This window comes from Streptomyces sp. NPDC086549, assembly GCF_044746205.1.
In the GTDB taxonomy this organism is placed as follows: domain Bacteria; phylum Actinomycetota; class Actinomycetes; order Streptomycetales; family Streptomycetaceae; genus Streptomyces.
In genome coordinates, this window is sequence record NZ_JBIVBS010000001.1 from 822,324 (window position 1) to 843,640 (window position 21,317).

Consider the following 21,317-nt stretch of genomic DNA (forward strand, 5'->3'; position numbering starts at 1 on the left):
GATCGGGGACCGGCGGACTTCTACCGGCGGGGCACCGTCTACCAGCGGGGCATCGTCGGCGTCACCCACCCGGGTTCGGCCACCCGCATCGCCGCGGCGTCGTCCCGCTCCCTGAGCGAGCCGTCGTTCCGGGCCCACCGGCGGTGCAGGAAGGCCAGCTTGTCGCGGTCCAGCTCGACGCCGAGGCCGGGGGCGTCGGAGACGGTGATCCGGCCGCCGGAGAAGGTGAGCCGCTCGGTCAGGACGTCCTCCGGCTGCCAGGGGTAGTGGGAGTCGCAGGCGTGGTGGAGGCCGGGCACGGTCGAGGCGACGTGGGTCATCGCGGCGAGGCTGATCCCCAGGTGGGTGTTGGAGTGCATGGACACCCCGACGCCGAAGGTGGCGCAGATCGCCGCGAGGTGCTGGGTGTTGCGCAGCCCGCCCCAGTAGTGGTGGTCGGAGAGCACCACCTGCACGGCGTCCTTCGTGAACGCCTCCTCGATCTCGGCGAAGGTCGTCACGCACATGTTGGTGGCGAGCGGGACGTCCGTGCCCGCGGACACCTCCGCCATGGCGGCCGTACCCAGCGTCGGATCCTCCAGGTACTCCAGGACGTCCCCGAGCTCCTTCGCCACCTTCAGCGAAGTCGCCACGGACCAGGCTCCGTTGGGGTCGAGTCGCAGGGGGTGCCCGGGGAAGGCCTCGGCCAGGGCGCGGACAGCCGCGATCTCCTCGTCGGGCGGGAAGACACCGCCCTTGAGCTTGAACGACCCGAAGCCGTGCCGCTGCTGGAGCCTGCGGGCCTGTTCCACGACCCCGGCCGGGTCGAGGGCGGCACCCCACTCGTCCGGCTCGGCCGCCACGCCCGCCGGGTGCCCCGCCCACTTGTAGAAGAGGTAGGCGCTGTACTCGACGGTGTCCCGCAGCCTGCCGCCGAGCAGCGCGTGCACGGGCAGCCCGAGCGCCCTGCCCTGGGCGTCCAGGCAGGCGACCTCGAAGGCGGACAGCACGGACAGCCTCAGCTTGTCGGCGGTCTGGACACCGCGCAGCCCACCGGCGTCGACGGCGTCCCTGACCCGGGACTCGTCCACGACGAGGTCGAGCGAGAAAAGGCTGTTCACATCCATGACCGAGCGGCCGGTGAGCCGCTCCGCGAGCGACCGGGCCGGCTCCAGGTACTTGGTGTCACCGTAGGTCTCACCGAGCCCGGTGATCCCGTCGGCCGTGACCACCTCCACGATCAGCCGCGGGGTGTACGGCTGGTGCACGCCCTGGGTGTTGAGCAGTGGAGGGTCGGCGACCAGGATCGGCGTCAGCCGCACCTCGGCGATGGTCAGGTCACGGGTCACGGGGCGACTCCTCCGAGGTCGATTCCGGCGGCAAGCCGAAACACGTCATCCATGGAAACACTCATCCACGTATGAGAACAGCAATTAGATAACCGAACAGAACGGCGGCCGTCAACGACGCCCTCGCCCGGCGCCGTACCGGCGCGCGCTTGTACCCGCCATCCCCAGCACCAAACAGAATGTGCCCCACATCACACTGCCCGCACTTTGTCCGCAACCGCCTGCTTGATACAACTTGCTCGCGCGTTCCTGTCCGTCGACGGTCGTCGCCCAACCCCCTTTTCCCAGTCGCTCCTTTCGCATGCCCCGGGAACGCCCGTGTCCGCCCCCCGCACCACGCCCTGGCCCCTCGTCGCCCTCTTCACGGCCGGGTACCTCGCTCCGTATCTGCTGCCCACGACCGTCGGCAGGCTCGACTCGGGGCTTCCCCTCTCCCCCACCCAGGCGGGCGCCATCGGCAGCGCGCTGCTGCTGAGTTCGGCGGCGGCGGGCTTCCTGCTGGCGTCCCGGGCCGGCCGGATCGGGGCACGCACCGCGGCCCGCGCCGGTCTCGCGCTCGCCGTCCTCGGCTATGGCGGCGCCGCCCTCACCGACGTCGTGCCGGCCGTCGTCGTCGGCGCGCTCGTCGGCGGGTTCGGCTCGGGCACGGTCACCGCGGTCGCCGCCACCGGCATCGCCGGCCGGCCCGACCCGCACCGCACCACCACGCTCGGCCTGCTCGGCGTCTCCGCGCTCGCGGGCGCCGTCTATCTGACGGTCCCGCACCTCGGCGCGGGCCACGGACAGCCCCTGGCCGCGATCGCGCTCACCGCGCTCGCGGTCTGGCCGCTCACCGGCCGCCTCTCCACCCGTACGGCCGCCCCGCACACCCGGCACGACCGGACGCCGCTTCCCCACCGTCGCTCCGGCCTCGTCCTGGCCGCCGCCATGCCGTGCTGGTCCCTGGTGCAGAACTCCCTGTGGGGCGTCAGCGGCCGCATCGGCCTCGCCCAGGCGCACCTCAGCGAGGCGACCGTCGGCGCGGTCTTCGCGGTCGCGCTCGGCGCCGGGCTGATCGGGGTGCTGGGAGCGGGGGCGCTCGGCCCGCGGCTGGGTCTGGCGAAACCCATCGGCGTCGGTACGGCGCTCATCGCGGCCTGCGTCGCGCTCAGCGCGTCCGCGACCGGCCTCATGACCTTCGCGACGGGCGAGATCGCCTGGAACGTGCTCTACCCGATCGTGCTGTCCTACGTGATCGGCCTCGCCGCCTCCCTGGACCCGCGCGGCCGCTGGGCGGTCCTGGTCGGCTCGGCCTCGTCACTGGGCACGGCGGCGGGCCCGCTGACCGGGAGCGTGCTGTCGGCGCAGGCGGGGTTCCCCGCCATGGGCACGATCCTGGCCGTCGGCCTGCTGGCGATCGCGGTGCCGTTGACCGCCGTCGCGCTGCGCGCGGGCAGGCGGCCGCACCCGGTCGTGGACATCCCGGTGGAGGCGCCGGCCGCACCCGCGCAGCAGGCCTACGACACCGCCTACGAGAACTCGTACGACTCGACCTCGGCGAGGTAACGGGCCCGCCGCTCCTCGTCGTCCTCCAGGAAGGACGCGAGGAACGAGTTGCGGGCCAGCTCGCGCATCTGCTCCTTGGTCAGCCCGAGGGCGTCGCGCACCGCGTGGTAGTTGTCGGCGACGTAGCCGCCGAAGTAGGCCGGGTCGTCGGAGTTGACCGTGCACAGCAGCCCGGCCTCGATCATCGCGCGCAGCGGGTGCTCCGGCAGGACGTCGACGGCCCGCAGCCGCACGTTGGAGAGGGGGCAGAGGGTGAGCGGGATCCGCTCCCGCACCAGCCGCTCCACCAGCGCCGGGTCCTCCATGCAGCGCAGGCCGTGGTCGACACGCTCGATGCCGAGCACGTCCAGGGACTCGGTGATGTACTCCGGCGGCCCCTCCTCGCCCGCGTGTGCCACGCGCCGCAGCCCGAGCGCGGCGGCGGCCTCGTACACCTCGCGGAACTTGACCGGCGGGTGGCCGACCTCGGCCGAGTCGAGGCCGACCCCGGTGATCCGGTCGAGGTACGGCCGGGCCGCCTCCAGGGTCTCCAGGGCCGAGTCGGCGGACTCGTCCCGCAGGAAGCACATGATCAGCCGGGTGGAGACGCCGTGGTTCTCCTCGCTGCGCCCGAGCGACCGCCACAGCCCCTCGACGACCGTGCCCATCGGCACGCCCCGGGCGATGTGTGCCTGGGGGTCGAAGAAGATCTCCGCGTGCCGCACGCCCTGCGCGGCGGCACGGGCCAGGTAGGCGTCGGCCAGGTCGGCGAAGTCCTGCTCGGTGCGCAGGACGGCCATGAGTTCGTAGTACAGGTTCAGGAAGGACTGGAGGTCCTCGAACTCGTACGCCTTGCGCAGCTCTTCCGTGTCCGCGTACGGAAGCCGGACACCGCCCCGCTCGGCGAGCCGGAACGCCAGCTCGGGTTCGAGGGTGCCTTCGATGTGGAGGTGCAGTTCTGCTTTCGGGAGGGGCATCGAAGCATCGTAAGCGCGATCTATCTGCGCTTCGGGACCGGCACTCGCAGAAGATCGCGCGCCACGGTCAGCTCTCCCTCGAAACCGGCGGCCCGCGCCTGCCGCTCGAACTCTTCCGGCTCGGAGTAGCGCTGGCTGAAGTGGGTGAGCACGAGGTGCCGCACTCCGGCGTCCCGGGCGGCCCGCGCGGCCTGGCCAGCCGTCAGATGCCCGTGCTCGACGGCCAGTTCCATGTCCTCGTCGAGGAAGGTGGACTCGATGACGAGCATGTCGCAGCCCTCGGCGAGCGCGTGCACCCCGTCACACATCCGCGTGTCCATGACGAACGCGAACCGCTGCCCGCGCCGCACCTCGCTGACGTCGTCGAGACGCACGCCCCCGAGGACACCCTCGCGCTGGATCCGTCCGACGTCCGGCCCCTTGATGCCGTGCGCGGCGAGCCGCTCGGGCAGCATGCGGCGCCCGTCGGGCTCGACGAGCCGGTAGCCGTACGACTCGACGGGATGGGACAGCCTCCGGGCCTGAAGCGTGTACGCCGGGGTCACCGCGAGCTCCCCGTCGGCGTCCACCGGCGCCTCGGTGAGCTCGACCGTCTCCCGGTAGGCGGTGGCGTACCGCAGCCGGTCGAAGAAGCGCTGCCCGGAACGCGGATAGTGGGCGGTCACCGGATGCGGCACCTTGTCGAGGTTTATCCGCTGGATCACGCCCGCCAGGCCCAGCGAGTGGTCCCCGTGGAAATGCGTGACGCAGATCCGGTTCAGGTCGTGCGCGGCGACCCCGGCACGCAGCATCTGGCGCTGCGTGCCCTCGCCGGGGTCGAAGAGGATGCCCTCGCCGTCCCAGCGCAGCAGGTAGCCGTTGTGGTTGCGGTGCCGGGTCGGGACCTGGCTGGCGGTGCCGAGGACCACCAATTCACGTACGGACACCGTGGCTTACCCGGGGGGCCACTGCATGCCGCGGCCGCCGAGCACGTGCGCGTGGGCGTGCCACACGGTCTGGCCGGCGCCGCTGCCGGTGTTGAAGACGACGCGGTAGCTCTCCAGCTTGTCCTCGTCGGCGACCGCCTGGGCCTCGCGCAGTATGTCCGCGGCGATCGCGGGTTCGGCCTCGGCGAGTTCGGCCGCGTTCCTGTAGTGCACCCTGGGGATCACCAGGACGTGGGTGGGCGCCTGGGGGTTGATGTCCCGGAAGGCGACGGTCGTCTCCGTCTCACGGACGATCGTCGCCGGGATGTGCCCTTCGACGATCTTGCAGAACAGGCAGTCGTCCTGCGGCTCCCCTGCCATGGGTGTGCCTCCTCGGTTGATCGAGTACGGGAGGCATCGTATCGGGGTGGACACCATCCAGCCCGTCCGGCGTTTGAGGACGAGGCCGTTCAGGCCGAAGCGGGGGCCCGGGGGCGTCAGCCCCCGGACGTCACGGCAGCTCCGGCGGAGTCTTCGCGGGCGTCGACTCCAGCGAGGCCAGCGCCAGCGCGATCGCCTCGTCCAGCTGGGGGTCCCTGTCCGCCGCCCAGTCCTGGGGCCGCTGGACCACCTCCACGTCCGGGTCCACCCCGTGGTTCTCCACGCCCCAGCCGTAACCCTCCAGCCAGAACGCGTACTTGGGCTGGGTGATCAGCGTGCCGTCGACCAGGCGGTAGCGGCTGTCGATGCCGATCACACCGCCCCACGTGCGCGTGCCGACCACCGGTCCGATACCGAGGGCACGGATCGCCGCGTTGACGATGTCGCCGTCGGAGCCGGAGAACTCGTTGGCGACGGCGACGACGGGCCCCCGGGGCGCGTCCTGCGGGTAGCTGTAGGGGCGCATGCCGCGCGGCAGGACCCAGCCGACGATGCGCCGGGCCAGCTTCTCCACGACGAGCTGGGAGGTGTGGCCGCCCCGGTTCTCCCGGACGTCGACGACAAGCCCCTCGCGGGCCACCTCGACCCGCAGGTCGCGGTGGATCTGGGCCCAGCCGGGGGCCTGCATGTCGGGCACGTGCAGATAGCCGAGCCGGCCGCCGGACCGCTCGTGGACGTAGGCACGCCGGCCGGTCACCCAGTCGTGGTAGCGCAGCGGCTCCTCGTCGGCGATCGGGACCACGACCGCGTGCCGCAGGTCGCCGCCGCCGGACGGCGAGATGGTCAGCTCGACCGGCTCCCCCGCCGTACCGACCAGCAGCGGCCCCGGTCCGGTCACCGGGTCCACCGGGTGGCCGCCGACGGCGACGATCGCGTCCCCGGCGCGCACGGCGACGCCTGGTGCGGCGAGCGGGGCGCGGGCGTCCGGGTCGGAGGTCTCCGAGGGCAGGATCCGGTCGATGCGCCAACTGCCGTCCGGGTGACGCGATATGTCGGCGCCGAGCAGGCCCTGCCGGGGAGCCTCGCCGTATCCGCCGCGCGGGGCCACATAGGCGTGCGAGGTGCCGAGTTCGCCCTGCACCTCCCACAGCAGGTCGACGAGGTCGTCGTGGGTGGCGACGCGGCCGAGCAGCGGGCGGTAGCGGTCGAGGACGCCGTCCCAGTCGACCCCGCTCAGGTCGGGCCGCCAGAAGTGGTCGCGCATGATGCGCCCGGCCTCGTCGTACATCTGCCGCCACTCGGCGGCCGGGTCGACGGTCTGCCGTACCCGGGCGAGGTCGACCGTGACGCTGGTGTCGCCGTCGTCGTCGTGGGCGGCGCGCCGGTCGCTGGGTACGACCCTGAGCCGGCCGTCGGTCCACAGCAGGACGCGTTTGCCGTCGCCGCTCACCTCGAAGTGGTCGGCGTCGGCGGCGAGGTGCTCGATGCGCCGCTGGGCGAGGTCGTAGCGCTCCAGCTCGGTCTTGGGGTCGGGGTCGTCGGGGGTGGCGCGGGAGGCGCCGAGGACGCCGCGCACCGGGTGCCGCAGCCACAGCACGCCGTCCTTCGCCGCGCGCAGGTTGGAGTAGCGGGCGGCCTCGACCGGGAAGGGGACCACGCGCTCGGCGAGCCCTTCGAGGTCGACGCGGGTGGACGGGGTGCCCTCGCTGTCGGGGGTCTCGTCCTTGTCGGGGGTCTCGAAGGGGCGGCCGTGCCGCTGCGGGCCGAACGGGGACGGCGTGGTCGCGGCGAGGGTGATCAGATGGGGACGGTCGCCGACGACGAAGGCCAGGTCGAAGACGTGCTCGTCGTAGACCGGGTCGAAGGAGCGGTTGGACAGGAAGGCGAGGTGCTTGCCGTCGAGGGTGAAGGCGGGCGCGTAGTCCTGGAAGCGCAGCGGGGTCGCCTCGGTGACCGACAGGTCGGTGGTGTGGGCGAGCTTGAGCTGGGACAGGGGGCGCGGGCCGGGGTGCGACCAGGCGAGCCAGGCCGAGTCGGGCGAGAAGGCCAGCCCGGACACCTCGCCGTCCGCGCTGCGGTCGACCTCGCGCACCTCGCCGGTCTCCCGTTCGACGAGCAGCAGCCGCCCGTCGTGCGCGGCGACGGCAGCCCGGCTGCCGTCGGGCGCCATGGCCAGCTCCAGGACCCGGCCGAGCTGTCCCGCGGCGAGCCGTCTCGGGATCGCGCCGGGCGCGAGCCCGGTCGCCGGAGCGAACTCCAGGGCGTCGTCGCCCTCGGCGTCCGTCACCCACGCCACCCACTCCTCGCCGTCGGCGCGGAAGGTGCGCGGCAGCCGGGCCCGTACGCCGGGCCTCGCGGCCAGCGCGCGGGCCGGGCCGGAGCGGTGGGTGACCCAGTGGACGGCGCCGCGCACGGAGACCGCGCTGCCGCGCGCGCCGTGGTCGGGGGACGCGGCCCCGAACCAGCGTGCCGCGTCCACCGGGAACGGCTGCAGGTCCACACGCGGGCCGCCAAGCCGCACGTCGAGCGGCCGCGGCTCGGCGCCCTCCAGGTCGTCCAGCAGCCACAGTTCACCGGCACTGGAGTAGACGACCCGGCTGCCGTCGGTGGCGGCGTGCCGGGCGTAGAAGCCTCCGAGGGGGGTGTGCCGCCGCAGTCCGGACCCGTCGGCGAGGGAGGAGTACAGCGCGCCGGTGCCCTCGTGGTCGGACAGGAACGCGATCCGGTCCCCGACCCACACCGGGTACTCGATGTTCCCGTCCAGCTCCTCGTGCAGCCGTACGAACTCGCCCGTGCCTTCCCCGTCGCGAACGCCCCCGTCGATCCACAACTTGCCCGCCGTACCGCCCCGGTACCGCTTCCACCAGGCGGCCTCGCGGCCCATCGGCGCGGACAGCAGCACGGTGCGCGGCCCGAACGCGACGTCGCCGACGGGACCGTACGGCAGGGTGGTGGCCGGGCCGCCGTCGAGCGGGACGGCGTGTGCCCAGCTGCGGCGCAGGCTGGGCTGGCCGTGGGCGGTGAGTGCGAGGACCTGTCCCTCGGGGGTCCAGCCGCGCACCTGGGTCCGCCAACTGCCCCAGTGCGTGAGCCGCTTGGCGGGGCCGCCCGCGACCGGGGCGATGTGCACCTCGGGAGCGCCGTCACGGATGGAGGTCCAGGCGACGGTCGTACCGTCGGGCGAGATGCGCGGCAGGGTCACCGGCACGTTGTCGGCGCTGACCCGCCAGGCCCGGCCGCCGTCGAGAGGCGCGAGCCAGACGTCGTCCTCGGCGGTGAAGGCCACCAAGTCGCCGTGCAGGTGGGGGAATCGGAGATACGAAGAAGACGCTGAGGATACTGAGGACGCTGAAGACGCTGAAGACACCGACGCCCCTGTCGAACCCGCCGAACCCCTCGATGTGGACTCAGTCACCCGGTCACCCTATGCAGCGGGCGGAGTCGGCGAAATCCCTTTCCGATCACTTGCCCTCGACGGGCCAGCAGGTGGGGTCGCCCTTGCACCAGATGGTCCTCGTGACGGTGACGGTGGGACCGGGCTGCTGCCCGCCCGGGGGACGGTAGGTGACGGGCGGGGTGTACGTCGGTCCGGGCCCGGCGTCGCAGTTGCCGAGGCCCTTCACATGGAACCACTCCTTGCCGCCGACCTTGGCGACGAGGTCGCCGCGCACGCACGCGCCGTCCACGGCCTTGGTGACCTTGCCCGTGACGGTGATCTTCCGTCCGTCGTCGGTCTGCCCCTGGCAGTCGACCGAGACGACGGTGGTCTCGCCGGGCGAGGGCGTATTCCCGGGCGTATAGGCCTTGTTGCCGTAGTTGCCGGTGCAGCTCAGCCAGCGCACCTTCACGTGCTGCCGTTCGAGCTTGGCCGTCGCCGTCTTGTCGGTCGTGTACGCCACCGTCGCGGAGTTCAGGTCGCCGGGCTGGCACGCCACGACTCCGCCCACGGCCACCACCGCGAGTCCCACCACGGCCGCCACTCGTGTCCCGCGCGGCCGATGCCAAATCCGCCTCAACACCCCCATGGAGGGCAGCCTGCCACCGACTCGGGCGTCACGGAAGACCGCAAACGGCCACTCAATTGTTCGCGCATGTCACCGTCGAGTGGGACTCGACCGCCCAGGACCTGTCCTGGCCCTGTCCTAGCCCTGTCCTAGTCTGGCCGGATGCACAGCGACCGCAGGCTCAGAAGGCTCGTCGCCGACGGGACGGAGTACCGGTGGACCGTCCGGCACCGGCACACGGCCGGCGAGGCCTGCCGCGAGGTGCTCACGCTGTACCGGGCCGGAGTCCCTACGCGGATCGTCTTCCGGGCGGGCGAGGGACGCATCGTCTCCGGCGGCGCGTACTGGCACTCGGGCCTCGTGGCCACCGCCGGCGGCGACCCGCTCAACCTGCACGAACCCCGAGTCGTACGAGCCTTCGTGGACGAGGCCCGGCAGCTCGGAGTGTTGCCGGGCCCCGCGGAGCTGGACGGCTGGGAGCTCTACCCGGCCGTCGTCGTCAGGTGCGCAGCAGCAGCCACTCCTGGAGCTCCACCAGGTTGCCCTCCGGGTCCTTGAGGTGGGCGACGCGCATGCGGTCGGTCATGGGGGCCGGGCCGTGGATCAGGGCGGCGCCGCGGGAGACGATCTCCTCGCAGTAGGCGTCGAGGTCGTCGACGCGCAGCACGACCAGGGAGCGGTGGCCGGTCGCCGTGTCTCCGAGTTCCCCCAGGACCTGAGCCATCATCGCCCGGTCCTGGAGCGCGATCCCGGCGGACCCGGTGTGCGGGCTGAACTTCTCGTACGGCCCGTCGGTCGCGCCCGACTGCGGCTTGAGGCCGAGGACTTCGGCGTAGAAGCGGTAGCAGGCGGCGAAGTCGGTGACGAGCAACCGGACCTGTGCGAGTTCCACGGGGTTCCCCCTGGTGTCAGGACCAGCGCCCGGTACGGCCCAGGAGGAGGGCCGCCGCCGCGGTCCCGGCGGTCGATGTACGCAGCACGGTACGCCCCAGGACGTACGCCTGGGCACCCGCTTCCTGAAACAGCGTCAACTCCTCGGGCGAGACACCGCCTTCGGGCCCGACGACCAGCACGATCTCGCCCTCGGTGGGGAGTTCGGCGGTGGCGAGCGGTTCCTCACCGCTCTCGTGGAGCACGGCGGCGAAGTCGGCTCCGGCGAGAAGTGCGGCAACCTGCTTGGTCGTCGTCGCGTCCGCGACCTCCGGGAAGCGCACCCGGCGGGACTGCTTGCCGGCCTCGCGGGCGGTGGCCCGCCACTTGCCGAGCGCCTTGAGCCCGCGGTCGCCCCGCCACTGGGTGATGCAGCGGGAGGCCTGCCACGGCACGATCGCGTCGACTCCGACCTCGGTCATGGTCTCGACGGCGAGCTCACCGCGGTCGCCCTTGGGGAGGGCCTGGACGACGGTGATCCGGGGGGACTCCTCCGGCTCCTCGTCCACCGTGCTCATGTGGACGATCAGCCGGTCCTTGCCCTCGGTGCCGATCACGTCGCACACCGCGTAACGCCCGGCGCCGTCGGTGAGGACGACTTCCTCCCCGGGCTGCAGCCGCTTCACGGAGACCGCGTGCCGCCCCTCGGGGCCGTCGAGGACGTACTGTCCGCCGCCTGCGCGGAGGTGCTCGACGACGAAGACCGGGGCGGTCATCGCGGCTCACCCCCGGTGGCCGGAGCGGCCGACAACGCTGTCCTGGCCTCGGCGAGTTCGGCGGCCAGGACCTCCACCAGCTGCCCGGCGGGCAGTTCCCGGGCCATCCCGTGCCCCTGGCCCGCCCACAGCGCCATGCCCTGCGTGTCGCCGGCCTTGGCGGCCGCCTTGCGCAGCGGCGAGGTCAGGTGGTGGACCTCCGGGTAGGCGGCGGGGGCGTACCGGCCGTGCTCGCGCATGAAGCGGTTGACCAGGCCGCGGGCCGGGCGGCCGGAGAACGCGCGGGTCAGCTCCGTACGCGCGAAGAGGGGATTGGTCAGCGCCTGCTTGTGCAGGGCGTTCGCGCCGGACTCGGCGCTGGCGAGGAACGCGGTGCCGAGCTGGGCCGCGCTCGCGCCCGCCGCGAGGACCGCGGCGATCTGACCACCGCGCATGATGCCGCCGGCCGCGACGATCGGGATGTCCACGGTCTCGCGGATCTGCGCGACGAGGGAGAGCAGTCCGATGCCGGAGCCGTCGTTCTCCGGGACGTCACGGTGGGTGCCCTGGTGACCGCCGGCCTCCACGCCCTGCGCGATCACCCCGTCGGCGCCGGCCCGCTGCACGGCGAGGGCCTCCTCGGCGGTGGTCGCGGTGACCAAGGTGAGGGTTCCGGCGCGGCGGAAGGAGTCCAGCACGTCACGGGTCGGGACACCGAAGTGGAAGGAGACCACCGGCACCGGGTCGTCGAGGAGTATGGCGAGCTTGGCGTCGTAGCCGTCGTCGCGCCCGCTGTCCGGGTCGCCGAGCTCGGTCTCGTACCAGGCGGCCTCGCCGGCCAGCTGGTTCGCGTAGAGGTCCACGGCGCCGGACTCGGCATACTCCGGCTGCGGCATGAACACGTTCACACCGAAGGGACGGCCCGTGAGGCCCCGCACCTGCTTGATCTCCTGGTACATGCCGTCGGCGGTCTTGTACCCGGCGGCGAGGAACCCGAGACCGCCCGCCTCGGACACGGCGGCGGCGAGCTGCGGGACGGAGACACCGCCCGCCATGGGGGCCTGCACGATCGGATGCGGGCAGAGAACGGTCAGTGCGGAGGACATGACGGCATGTTGTCACGTCCTCCGAACAAGTCCGAATCCGGCCGTCCCTTGGCATAAGCCACGGGCATGCATGGCGGCTCAGCGACCGTTGAAGGCATCCTTCAACCGCGAGAACAACCCCTGCTGCCCAGGCTGACCGTGTCTGCCCGGGGGACGACCCCCGGACCCCCAGCAGCTGTTCCAGCTCGCGTCAGCGACCGTTGAACGCATCCTTCAACCGCGAGAACAACCCCTGCTGCCCAGGCTGGAACTGCCCCTGTGGCCGTTCCTCGCCGCGCAGCTTGGCCAGCTCGCGGAGCAGGCGTTCCTGCTCGGGGTCGAGCTTGGTCGGGGTCTGGACCTCGACGTGGACGATGAGATCGCCCCGGCCGCCGCCGCGCAGGTGCGTGACGCCTCGGCCGTGCAGCGGGATCGACTGGCCGGACTGGGTCCCCGGACGGATGTCGACCTCTTCGAGGCCGTCCAGGGTCTCCAGCGGGACCTTGGTGCCGAGGCACGCCGCCGTCATCGGGATCGTCACCGTGCAGTGCAGGTCGTCGCCGCGCCGCTGGAAGGTGCTGTGCGGCAGCTCGTGGATCTCGACGTACAGGTCGCCGGCCGGACCGCCGCCCGGCCCGACCTCGCCCTCACCGGCGAGCTGGATGCGCGTGCCGTTGTCGACACCGGCCGGGATCTTGACGGTCAGGGTGCGGCGGGAGCGGACGCGCCCGTCGCCCGCGCACTCCGGGCACGGCGTCGGGACGACCGTGCCGAAGCCCTGGCACTGCGGGCAGGGACGCGAGGTCATGACCTGGCCCAGGAAGGACCGGGTCACCTGCGACACCTCACCGCGGCCGCGGCACATGTCACACGTCTGGGCGGACGTGCCCGGGGCCGCGCCTTCACCGTTGCAGGTGTTGCAGACGACCGCGGTGTCGACCTGGATGTCCTTGGTCGTACCGAAGGCCGCCTCGTCCAGCTCGACCTCGATACGGATCATCGCGTCCTGGCCGCGCCGGGTGCGCGAGCGCGGGCCGCGCTGCGACGCCGTACCGAAGAACGCGTCCATGATGTCGGAGAAGTTGCCGAAGCCGCCGGCCCCGAAGCCGCCCGCACCGGCGCCGCCGGACTGGGAGAGCGGGTCGCCGCCGAGGTCGTAGACCTGCTTCTTCTGCGGGTCCGACAGCACCTCGTAGGCGGCGTTGATCTCCTTGAACCGCTCCTGGGTCTTCGGATCCGGGTTGACGTCCGGGTGCAGCTCGCGGGCGAGCCGACGGAAGGCCTTCTTGATCTCTTCCTGCGACGCGTCGCGACGCACGCCGAGTACGGCGTAGTAGTCCGTGGCCACTTACGACTCCGCCAGGATCTGTCCGACGTAACGTGCCACTGCGCGTACCGCTCCCATCGTTCCCGGGTAATCCATGCGGGTCGGTCCGACCACGCCGAGTTTGGCGACTGCCTCTCCGCCCGAACCGTAGCCGACCGACACCACAGACGTGGAGTTGAGTCCCTCATGGGCGATCTCGTGACCGATCCGCACGGTCATGCCCGAATCCTTCGCCTCGCCGAGGAGCTTGAGGAGCACGACCTGCTCCTCCAGCGCCTCCAGAACGGGCCGGATGGTGAGGGGGAAGTCATGCCCGAAGCGGGTGAGATTGGCGGTGCCGCCGATCATCAACCGCTCCTCGTTCTCCTCGACGAGCGTCTCCAGGAGGGTGGAGAGCACCGTCGAGACCGTACCTCGGTCCTCGACCTCGAAGGCGTCCGGCAGATCCTCGACCAGCTGGGGCACGTCGGTGAACCGACGGCCCGCGACCCGGCTGTTCAGCCGCGCCCGCAGATCCGCCAGAGACGATTCCCCGAACGGCGCCGGACAGTCGACCATCCGCTGTTCCACCCGCCCGGTGTCCGTGATCAGCACGAGCATCACGCGCGCGGGCGCGAGCGACAGCAGCTCCACGTGCCGCACGGTCGAGCGGGTCAGGGAGGGGTACTGCACGACGGCGACCTGCCGGGTGAGCTGGGCGAGCAGCCGGACCGTCCGCGCCACGACGTCGTCGAGGTCGACCGCGCCGTCGAGGAAGTTCTGGATCGCCCGCCGCTCGGGCGCGCTCATCGGCTTGACGCCGGCGAGCTTGTCGACGAACAGCCGGTAGCCCTTGTCGGTGGGGATGCGCCCCGCACTGGTGTGCGGCTGGGCGATGAACCCCTCGTCCTCCAGGGCCGCCATGTCGTTGCGCACCGTCGCCGGGGACACGCCGAGGTTGTGCCGTTCGGTGAGCGCCTTCGAGCCCACCGGCTCCTCGGTGCCGACGTAGTCCTGGACGATGGCGCGCAGTACCTGGAGCCTTCGTTCACTCAGCATTCGCGCACACCTCCAGAAATGTCGTGGTCTCGACGCCTTCCCTGGCACTCTGCTCATGCGAGTGCCAGCACTCCCCGGCCCAGTGTACGGCGGCGGGGTACGCCCCGGGCAAGGCCGGTCCTGCGCCTTCGTGCCCGGGTGGGGTGTCAGGGCTAGCGTCGCCGTATGACGGTGACTTGGGAAGAGCTGGGGTGGGAACGGGTGGCCGCCGGGGTCGGGCGGTGCCGGCTGCCGGGCTGGGACTGTACGGCGGGGCTGGTCCTGGGGGAGGGTACGGCGCTCGTGGTGGACGCCGGGTCGAGCCTCGCTGAGGGCGCGCGGTTGCGTGCGCGGGCGCAGGAGCTCGCGGGTCACCGTGTGACCCATCTCGCGCTCACCCATCCCCACTTCGACCACGTCTTCGGCGCGGCGGCCTTCGCGGGCGCGGAGGTGTTCGGAGCGGTGGGCATCGACTCGGTCCTCGCGTACGAGCGGGAGGAGCTCCGCCTGGACGCGCTCCGCAACGGCCTGCCCGCCCCGGAGGCCGAGGAGGCGGCCGACGCCCTCGTCCTCCCCCGCCACCTGGTCTCCGGCGAGTGGACCCTGGACCTGGGCGGCGGCCGCCAGGTGCTGCTGGCGAACATCGGCCCGGGGCACACGGCGCACGACCTGGCGGTCCTGGTGCCGGGCGACCCGGAGGCGGTGTTCTGCGGCGACCTCGTCGAGGAGTCCGGTGAGCCGCAGGCCGGCCCCGACGCCGTACCGTCCCAGTGGCCGGCCGCCCTCGACCGGCTGCTCGCCCTGGGCGGCGAGGACGCGTTGTACGTGCCCGGTCACGGAGCGGTGGTCGACGCGGGGTTCGTCCGACGGCAGCGTGACGAGCTGGCGGCCCGCTTCGGCGTGTCGTGAGCGGGGGTCCGGCGGTTCTCCTATCGTCATCCGAATGCGCCAGTACTCCGCCGACCTGACCCCGCCCTGGAAGAAGCCGAAGCCAGTGCCCGAGGTCCCGGCGGACCCCGGCCTGGTGGTGGAGGAGCCCGGCACCGGCTTCTGCGGCGCGGTGATCCGCTGCGAGGCGGGCACGGTGACCCTGGAGGACCGCTTCGGCAAGCACCGGGTGTTCCCGTTGGAGCCGCGGGGGTTCCTGCTGGAGGGCCGGGTGGTGACGCTGGTACGGCCCTCGGCCGGTCCTGTACGACCCACCCGTACCGCTTCCGGCTCGGTCGCCGTCCCCGGGGCACGCGCGCGTGTCGCCCGCGCCGGTCGCATCTACGTCGAGGGCCGGCACGACGCGGAACTGGTCGAGAAGGTGTGGGGCGACGACCTGCGCATCGAGGGCGTGGTGGTGGAGTACCTGGAGGGCGTGGACGACCTGCCGTCGATCGTGTCCGACTTCGCCCCGGGCCCGGACGCGCGGCTGGGCGTGCTGGTGGACCACCTCGTGCCGGGCACCAAGGAGTGGCGGATCGCCGAGTCGGTGACGAGCGAGCACGCGCTGGTCGTGGGCCACCCGTACATCGACATCTGGGAGGCGGTGAAGCCGGCCGCACTGGGGATCGCGGGCTGGCCGAGGGTCCCGCACGGGCAGGACTGGAAGACGGGGGTGTGCCGGGCGCTGGGCTGGCCGGAGAACACGGGGGCGGCTTGGCAGGGGATTCTGGGGCGGGTGCGGTCCTACAAGGACCTTGAGCCGGAGTTGTTGGGGCGGGTGGAGGAGCTGATCGACTTCGTCACGGGCGACTGTGAGGCTTGACGCCCTTGTAGGTGCCGAACTCGATGGTGTCCAGCTCGATACCGAGCGGCTTCAATGGGACCGGGGCGCCGAACTTGGTCACCCGCTGCAGCTGGTAGTCGGCTCCCTCTCCCGTGCCCGTCGGCTCGGTGAGCATGACGCAGTGGCCCATGATCGGGTCGATGATCAGATAGATGGGCACACCACCGGCGGCATAGATCGAGCGCTTGATGTCGTAATCGCGCTCCACACTGGTCTTGGATACGACCTCGACAAGCATGCTGATCACCTTGGACGGCATCAGCTGCCCCTCACGCGGTCCCACGCCCCTCTCGACCAGCACGAGGTCCGGCAGAGGCTCGCTGGTCTCCTGCAGGATGGCAACGGCCACCATCTGGAGCCTCCTCCAATCCCGCCGCGAGAACTGGTCGAGAACCGCTTCGACGATGTCGGTGTGCACCAGATCCGGTGCTGCCATCATCACGATTTCCCCCCGGAGGAGCTCGGCCTTGTACCCCTCGGGAACCTCAAGGTTCTCGAAGAACTCCACGACATCGGTGGTCATCGGTCGGTCATCCACAGCGGTCAACTCCGCAGCCCTCCGCTTTCCGCCACCGTGCAATTACGGCGGCAGCCTACGAACCAGGTTAGGGACCGAACCGACGTTCCGCACCGATTCACCCTCCGGAGTGATCAGTCCACCAGATCCCGCACCACGGCATCCGCCAGCAGCCGCCCCCGCAGCGTCAGCACCGCTCGCCCCTCCTCGTACGGCCCGCTCTCCAACAGCCCGTCCCCCAGCGCCCGCCGGGAAGCCGCAAGCCCCTCCTCCTTCAGCAGCGCCAGCGGCACCCCCTCCCGCAGCCGCAGCTCCAGCAGGATGCGCTCCACCCGCCGGTCCTCGTCGGACAGGAGCTCCCGGCCCGCTCCCGGCGTCCGTCCTGACGCCAGCGCCGCCGCGTACGCCCCCGGGTGCTTCACGTTCCACCAGCGGACGCCACCCACATGGCTGTGCGCGCCCGGCCCCGCGCCCCACCAGTCCGCACCCCGCCAGTACAGCTCGTTGTGCAGGCAGCGGCCCGACTCGGACGTGGCCCAGTTGGACACCTCGTACCAGTCGAAGCCCGCCGCCGACAGGGCCTCATCGGCGATCAGGTAACGGTCCGCGTGGACGTCGTCGTCCGTCATCGGGACCTCGCCCCGGCGGATGCGACGGGCCAGCTGCGTGCCCTCCTCGACGATCAGGGCATAGGCGCTGACGTGGTCCGGGCCCGCCCCGATCGCCGCGTCCAGTGAGGCCCGCCAGTCGTCGTCCGACTCGCCGGGCGTGCCGTAGATCAGGTCCAGGTTGACGTGCTCGAAGCCCGCCGCCCGGGCCTCCGCGACGCACGCCTCCGGGCGGCCCGGCGTGTGGGTGCGGTCGAGCACGCGCAGCACATGCTGCTTCGCGCTCTGCATGCCGAAGGAGACGCGGTTGAAGCCGCCCTCGCGGAGCGTGGTGAGGTAGGCCGGGTCCACCGACTCCGGGTTGGCCTCCGTCGTGATCTCCGCGTCGGCCGCCAGGCCGAACTCGTCGCGGATCGCCCCCAGCATCCGTACGAGATCGTCGGCGGCCAGCAGCGTCGGCGTACCGCCCCCGACGAAGACCGTGCGGACCTCGCGCGGGTCGTCGCCCAGCACCTTCCGGGCCAGGCGGACCTCGTCGATCAGCGTGTCCGCGTAGTTGTCGCGGGACGCCAGCACCCCGCCCGTGCCGCGCAGCTCGGTGGCGGTGTAGGTGTTGAAGTCGCAGTAGCCGCAGCGGGTCGCGCAGTACGGAACGTGCAGGTAGAAGCCGAGGGGGCGGTCGGCGGCCCCGGCGAGCGCGGACGCGGGCAGCGCACCGTCGGCGGGGACGGGCTCGCCGTCGGGGAGTGCGGAAGGCATGTCCTCCATTGTCCCGTACGACGACTGTTACTCCGTACGACTACTCCGTTACTCCGTACGACGACGGTCACTCCGCCTGCAGCACCAGCAGCGCAAGATCGTCTTCCGGCGCCCCGCCGCCGAACTCGTGCACCAGCCGTCTGATCCGCTCCGCGATCAGCTCGGCGCTCAGCCCCACGCATCCGGAGAGCGCCTGCGCGAGGCCGTCGCCGTCGTCGAACTGGCGGGAGCCGGAGCGCCGCTCGGTGACCCCGTCGGTGACGCAGAGGAGACTGTCGCCGGGGCGCAGCTCGATGGTCTCGCTGGTGTACGTGGCGTCCTCGACGACCCCGAGGAGTGTCTGCGGCTGCGCGGCCGTACGGACCTGGCCGTCGGGCCCGAGGAGCAGCGGCAGCGGGTGCCCGGCGGAGGCGAGGGTGCAGCGGACCCCGCCGTCGAAGGGGGCCAGTTCGCCGTAGAGGAGGGAGAGGAAGCGGGTCTGCGGGCCGTCCGAGGCGGTCACGGGACGGCCCCCGGCGGCCACCAGCGCGCGGGCCGCCGCGTCCGCGGCCTCCGTGGCGTCGTCGAGGAGGAGCTGGTTGAGGCGGTCGAGGACGTCGGCGACCCGGTAGCCCTCGCGGGCGAGGAGCCGCAGCCAGGGCCGGGCGAGGCCGATGACGACGGCGGCCTCCGGGCCCTTGCCCTGGACGTCGCCGACGGCGAAGCACCAGCGGCCGTCGCCCACCGGGAACAGGTCGTAGAAGTCGCCGCTGGGGCCGCCCTTGTCGCACGGCTCGTAGACGAGGGCGCTGCGCAGCCCTGGGATCTCGGCGACGGCGCCGGGCAGCAGTCCGCGCTGCAGGACGGCGCTGATGGTGGCCTGGCGGGCGTACTGGCGGGCCGCGCCGATGGCGAGGGCCACCCGGCGGCTGAGGTCCTCGACGAGCCCGGTGATCTCGTCCGGGAAGCTCAGCAGCCCGCACCGCCCGATGACCAGGGTGCCCAGCGGACGGCCGCCCGCGATCAGCCGGTACGCGAGCGCCGTGCCGTCGGTGCCCTGCGGGCCGAGCGCCTCGCCGGGCCAGGGGTACGGCTCGGGCCCGGACCGCAACCCGTCACGCGGGCGCGGCGGATCCTTCTCCAGGGCCCGGCGCAGTTCCTCGATGCGGTTCTCGCTGCCGTGCCAGACCCGGGCGAGGCGCGGCCAGGCCGCACCCGCACCGCTGCCGTCCCCCCAGCCTCCCCCGCTCTCGGGCGCGCCGGAGCGGTGGTTGCCCCATCGCCCGGTCGCCTCGTCCTCCAGCCACACCGCGCACCAGTCGGCGAGCCGGGGCACGATCAGCTGCCCGGTGAGCGCGGCGACCAGGTTCTCGTCGAGCTGTCCGGCGAGCAGGTCGGAGGCCTCGGCGAGGAAGGACAGGGCGCCCCGGTCGAGCCAGTCCCGGTCGCGCTCGGCCCGCTGCGGTTCCGGTGCCAGGATCTCGGCGACCTTCAGCCCGCGTTCCAGGGCGCGCTCCCCGGCATACGCCTCGATCTCGTCGGCGGCGGCGTTTGCCTCGGCGGGCAGCCGCGCCCACACGGTCTTGGCGCCGGTGCGGTACGTGACGCCCCAGGACTCGGCGAGCGAGGCCACGAGGCGCAGGCCGCGGCCGTACTCCGGCGTCTCGTGCGGCACCTCGGCGGCGTGCTCGCGGGGCGCGCGCGAGGGGTGGTGGTCGGTGACCTCGACGACGAGGGCGCCGGTGTCCTCCAGGTGGCAGATCAGCTCGACCTCGGTGCCCGCGTGCACAACGGCGTTGGTGACGAGTTCGCTGACCGCGACCATGGCGTCGTCGGCGAGCCGATCGGAGCCCACGAGCCCGAGGTCCGTCCAGTCGGAGAGCGCGGCGCGCACCAGTGCGCGGGCGGAGCCCGGCGCGAGGGGGCTTCCGGGCAGGGTTGTGCGCACCTCCGTACGCTCCCCCGTGCCCCGGTGCGCAGGCACACCGCGGATACGGGCAACGGTCTCCCGTTGCGTCGGTATGGCCCCCATGGCCGGCTCCCCGAGCAGTTAGGACGAATACGCCTCGGTCGATGCGGACAGAGTGACAGACTGACTGCGCCCATAAGCGCCGAGTTACCGAAGTGGGCCGCCATGAGTGAGAACAGTGCTACACATGTGCTCGAAGAAGGACAGAAACCGGAACAACTCCGAGCATCCGCGCTGCGTCCTCTGCTCGCCGCCATGACCGCCGCGCGGGACGGCGACTTCGCCAAGATGCCGGAGACCGGGAACGGCATCGACGCCGAACTCGCCGCGGTCTTCAACCAGATCATCGACCGGAGCCTGCACTTCGGCTCGGAGCTGCAGCGCGTGAAGCGGGAGCTGGTGCGGCACGGACGGCTCGACGAGCGGATCTCGGCCAGCCCCGGCCAGGGTGCGTGGACGTCCCGGGTCAACGACGTGAACCAGATCCTGGACGCCCTGGTGGCCCCGGCGGCCAACGCCACGCGCGTCCTGGACGCGGTGGCCGGCGGCGACCTGACCCAGCGGGTCGATCTGCACGACGGCAGCCGGCAGTTGCGCGGTGACCTGCGGCGGCTCGGCAGGGCCGTGAACACGATGGTCGACCAGCTCTCCCTGTTCACCGGCGAGGTGACCCGGGTGGCCCGCGAGGTCGGCACCGAGGGGCGGCTCGGCGGGCGGGCCAAGGTGCGGGGTCTGTCGGGCAGTTGGCGGGACGTGACCGAGGCGGTCAACACGATGGCGTCCCGGCTGACCGCCCAGGTCCGCGACATCGCCCTGGTGACCACGGCGGTGGCCCGCGGCGACCTGACCCGTACGGTGACGGTCGAGGCGACCGGGGAGCTGCTGGAGCTGAAGCTCACCGTCAACACGATGGTGGACCAGCTGTCCGCCTTCGCCGACGAGGTGACGAGGGTGGCCCGCGAGGTCGGCACCGAAGGGCAGTTGGGCGGCCGGGCCCAGGTGCGGGGCGTCAGCGGGGTGTGGAAGGACCTCACCGACAACGTCAACTTCATGGCGTCGAACCTGACGTCGCAGGTCCGCAACATCGCCCAGGTGACGACGGCCGTCGCCAACGGCGACCTGAGCCAGAAGATCACGGTCGACGCGCAGGGCGAGATCCTGGAGCTGAAGTCCACCATCAACACCATGGTCGACCAGCTGTCCGCCTTCGCCGACGAGGTCACGCGCGTGGCCCGCGAGGTCGGCACCGAAGGAAACCTCGGCGGCCGGGCCCAGGTGCGGGGCGTCAGCGGCGTCTGGAAGGACCTCACCGACAACGTCAACTTCATGGCGGACAACCTGACGTCGCAGGTCCGCAACATCGCCCTCGTCTCGACCGCCGTCGCCCAGGGCGACCTCGGCAAGAAGATCACGGTGGAGGCCAAGGGCGAGATCCTGGAACTGAAGTCCACCATCAACACCATGGTCGACCAGCTGTCCGCCTTCGCCGACGAGGTCACGCGCGTGGCCCGCGAGGTCGGCACCGAAGGAAACCTCGG

General features: G+C 72.1%; 19 protein-coding genes. 5 read left to right on the plus strand and 14 right to left on the minus strand.

The window, feature by feature from the left end:
- Positions 1-38: 38 nt before the first annotated feature.
- Positions 39-1,328, minus strand: a complete 1,290-nt coding sequence (locus tag ACIPSA_RS03785; protein WP_402628389.1) for a glucarate dehydratase family protein — start codon at positions 1,326-1,328, stop codon at positions 39-41.
- Between the two features lie 318 nt (positions 1,329-1,646).
- On the opposite strand from ACIPSA_RS03785, the gene ACIPSA_RS03790 reads away from it, so the two are divergent.
- Positions 1,647-2,873, plus strand: coding sequence for an MFS transporter (locus ACIPSA_RS03790; RefSeq protein WP_402628390.1), 1,227 nt, complete (start codon positions 1,647-1,649; stop codon positions 2,871-2,873).
- Here the strand turns inward: ACIPSA_RS03790 and ACIPSA_RS03795 are convergent.
- From ACIPSA_RS03795 to ACIPSA_RS03815, 5 genes are all read right to left on the minus strand, one after another.
- Positions 2,837-3,829 (minus strand): adenosine deaminase, encoded by a 993-nt coding sequence (locus tag ACIPSA_RS03795; protein WP_402628392.1) that lies wholly within the window; start codon positions 3,827-3,829, stop codon positions 2,837-2,839. The two genes, ACIPSA_RS03790 and ACIPSA_RS03795, sit on opposite strands and share 37 nt — an antisense overlap.
- A 20-nt stretch (positions 3,830-3,849) precedes the next feature.
- Positions 3,850-4,755, minus strand: coding sequence for a ribonuclease Z (locus ACIPSA_RS03800; RefSeq protein ID WP_402628394.1), 906 nt, complete (start codon positions 4,753-4,755; stop codon positions 3,850-3,852).
- A gap of 6 nt (positions 4,756-4,761) precedes the next feature.
- Positions 4,762-5,115 (minus strand): histidine triad nucleotide-binding protein, encoded by a 354-nt coding sequence (locus ACIPSA_RS03805; RefSeq protein WP_402628395.1) that lies wholly within the window; start codon positions 5,113-5,115, stop codon positions 4,762-4,764.
- Positions 5,116-5,245: 130 nt separating this feature from the next.
- On the minus strand, positions 5,246-8,404 hold the full coding sequence (locus ACIPSA_RS03810) for a S41 family peptidase (RefSeq protein WP_402628397.1): 3,159 nt from the start codon (positions 8,402-8,404) through the stop codon (positions 5,246-5,248).
- A 172-nt stretch (positions 8,405-8,576) separates the two neighbouring features.
- On the minus strand, positions 8,577-9,140 hold the full coding sequence (locus ACIPSA_RS03815; protein ID WP_402628399.1) for a hypothetical protein: 564 nt from the start codon (positions 9,138-9,140) through the stop codon (positions 8,577-8,579).
- A 141-nt stretch (positions 9,141-9,281) separates the two neighbouring features.
- On the opposite strand from ACIPSA_RS03815, the gene ACIPSA_RS03820 reads away from it, so the two are divergent.
- Complete coding sequence (locus ACIPSA_RS03820; protein ID WP_402628401.1) at positions 9,282-9,677, plus strand: hypothetical protein; 396 nt, start codon at positions 9,282-9,284, stop codon at positions 9,675-9,677.
- Here ACIPSA_RS03820 and ACIPSA_RS03825 read toward each other — a convergent pair.
- The 5 genes from ACIPSA_RS03825 to hrcA all read right to left on the minus strand — a co-directional run bounded on the left by ACIPSA_RS03825 (position 9,619) and on the right by hrcA (position 14,194).
- Positions 9,619-10,011, minus strand: a complete 393-nt coding sequence (locus tag ACIPSA_RS03825; RefSeq protein ID WP_402628403.1) for a VOC family protein — start codon at positions 10,009-10,011, stop codon at positions 9,619-9,621. The genes ACIPSA_RS03820 and ACIPSA_RS03825 overlap by 59 nt on opposite strands.
- A gap of 16 nt (positions 10,012-10,027) precedes the next feature.
- Positions 10,028-10,765, minus strand: coding sequence for a 16S rRNA (uracil(1498)-N(3))-methyltransferase (locus tag ACIPSA_RS03830; RefSeq protein WP_402628404.1), 738 nt, complete (start codon positions 10,763-10,765; stop codon positions 10,028-10,030).
- Entirely contained in the window at positions 10,762-11,850 is a 1,089-nt protein-coding gene (locus ACIPSA_RS03835) for a nitronate monooxygenase (protein WP_402628406.1), read from the minus strand. Before ACIPSA_RS03835 ends, ACIPSA_RS03830 begins: the two co-directional genes overlap by 4 nt.
- A gap of 190 nt (positions 11,851-12,040) precedes the next feature.
- Positions 12,041-13,177 (minus strand): molecular chaperone DnaJ, encoded by a 1,137-nt coding sequence (gene dnaJ, locus ACIPSA_RS03840; protein ID WP_402628408.1) that lies wholly within the window; start codon positions 13,175-13,177, stop codon positions 12,041-12,043.
- Positions 13,178-14,194 carry a heat-inducible transcriptional repressor HrcA gene (hrcA, locus tag ACIPSA_RS03845; protein ID WP_402628410.1) on the minus strand — a complete coding sequence of 339 codons (1,017 nt, stop codon included), beginning with the start codon at positions 14,192-14,194 and terminating at the stop codon, positions 13,178-13,180.
- 165 nt (positions 14,195-14,359) lie between these two features.
- On the opposite strand from hrcA, the gene ACIPSA_RS03850 reads away from it, so the two are divergent.
- On the plus strand, positions 14,360-15,082 hold the full coding sequence (locus tag ACIPSA_RS03850) for an MBL fold metallo-hydrolase (protein ID WP_402628412.1): 723 nt from the start codon (positions 14,360-14,362) through the stop codon (positions 15,080-15,082).
- A gap of 34 nt (positions 15,083-15,116) precedes the next feature.
- On the plus strand, positions 15,117-15,926 hold the full coding sequence (locus ACIPSA_RS03855) for a DUF3097 domain-containing protein (protein ID WP_402628413.1): 810 nt from the start codon (positions 15,117-15,119) through the stop codon (positions 15,924-15,926).
- Here ACIPSA_RS03855 and ACIPSA_RS03860 read toward each other — a convergent pair.
- From ACIPSA_RS03860 to ACIPSA_RS03870, 3 genes are all read right to left on the minus strand, one after another.
- The gene (locus ACIPSA_RS03860) at positions 15,904-16,470 is read right to left on the minus strand and encodes a Uma2 family endonuclease (RefSeq protein WP_402628415.1); all 567 of its coding nucleotides are present in this window, start codon (positions 16,468-16,470) and stop codon (positions 15,904-15,906) included. The two genes, ACIPSA_RS03855 and ACIPSA_RS03860, sit on opposite strands and share 23 nt — an antisense overlap.
- Before the next feature lie 128 nt (positions 16,471-16,598).
- A complete protein-coding gene (gene hemW, locus ACIPSA_RS03865; RefSeq protein ID WP_402628417.1) occupies positions 16,599-17,831 on the minus strand; it encodes a radical SAM family heme chaperone HemW in 1,233 nt (410 codons plus the stop codon).
- 67 nt (positions 17,832-17,898) lie between these two features.
- Positions 17,899-19,842 (minus strand): SpoIIE family protein phosphatase, encoded by a 1,944-nt coding sequence (locus ACIPSA_RS03870; protein WP_402628418.1) that lies wholly within the window; start codon positions 19,840-19,842, stop codon positions 17,899-17,901.
- 102 nt (positions 19,843-19,944) lie between these two features.
- On the opposite strand from ACIPSA_RS03870, the gene ACIPSA_RS03875 reads away from it, so the two are divergent.
- Positions 19,945-21,317: HAMP domain-containing protein (locus tag ACIPSA_RS03875; protein ID WP_402628420.1), on the plus strand; the 1,373-nt coding region annotated here is incomplete at its 3' end.

Excerpts from the sequence above, each read along its gene's own strand:
- ACIPSA_RS03795 (WP_402628392.1), bottom strand. The coding sequence starts at position 3,829 with ATGCCCCTCCCGAAAGCAGAACTGCACCTCCACATCGAAGGCACCCTC.
- ACIPSA_RS03805 (WP_402628395.1), bottom strand. The coding sequence starts at position 5,115 with ATGGCAGGGGAGCCGCAGGACGACTGCCTGTTCTGCAAGATCGTCGAA.
- ACIPSA_RS03815 (WP_402628399.1), bottom strand. The coding sequence starts at position 9,140 with ATGGGGGTGTTGAGGCGGATTTGGCATCGGCCGCGCGGGACACGAGTG.
- ACIPSA_RS03820 (WP_402628401.1), top strand. The coding sequence starts at position 9,282 with ATGCACAGCGACCGCAGGCTCAGAAGGCTCGTCGCCGACGGGACGGAG.
- ACIPSA_RS03830 (WP_402628404.1), bottom strand. The coding sequence starts at position 10,765 with ATGACCGCCCCGGTCTTCGTCGTCGAGCACCTCCGCGCAGGCGGCGGA.
- ACIPSA_RS03835 (WP_402628406.1), bottom strand. The coding sequence starts at position 11,850 with ATGTCCTCCGCACTGACCGTTCTCTGCCCGCATCCGATCGTGCAGGCC.
- hrcA (WP_402628410.1), bottom strand. The coding sequence starts at position 14,194 with ATGCTGAGTGAACGAAGGCTCCAGGTACTGCGCGCCATCGTCCAGGAC.
- ACIPSA_RS03850 (WP_402628412.1), top strand. The coding sequence starts at position 14,360 with ATGACGGTGACTTGGGAAGAGCTGGGGTGGGAACGGGTGGCCGCCGGG.
- ACIPSA_RS03855 (WP_402628413.1), top strand. The coding sequence starts at position 15,117 with ATGCGCCAGTACTCCGCCGACCTGACCCCGCCCTGGAAGAAGCCGAAG.
- ACIPSA_RS03860 (WP_402628415.1), bottom strand. The coding sequence starts at position 16,470 with ATGACCACCGATGTCGTGGAGTTCTTCGAGAACCTTGAGGTTCCCGAG.
- hemW (WP_402628417.1), bottom strand. The coding sequence starts at position 17,831 with ATGCCTTCCGCACTCCCCGACGGCGAGCCCGTCCCCGCCGACGGTGCG.
- ACIPSA_RS03870 (WP_402628418.1), bottom strand. The coding sequence starts at position 19,842 with ATGGGGGCCATACCGACGCAACGGGAGACCGTTGCCCGTATCCGCGGT.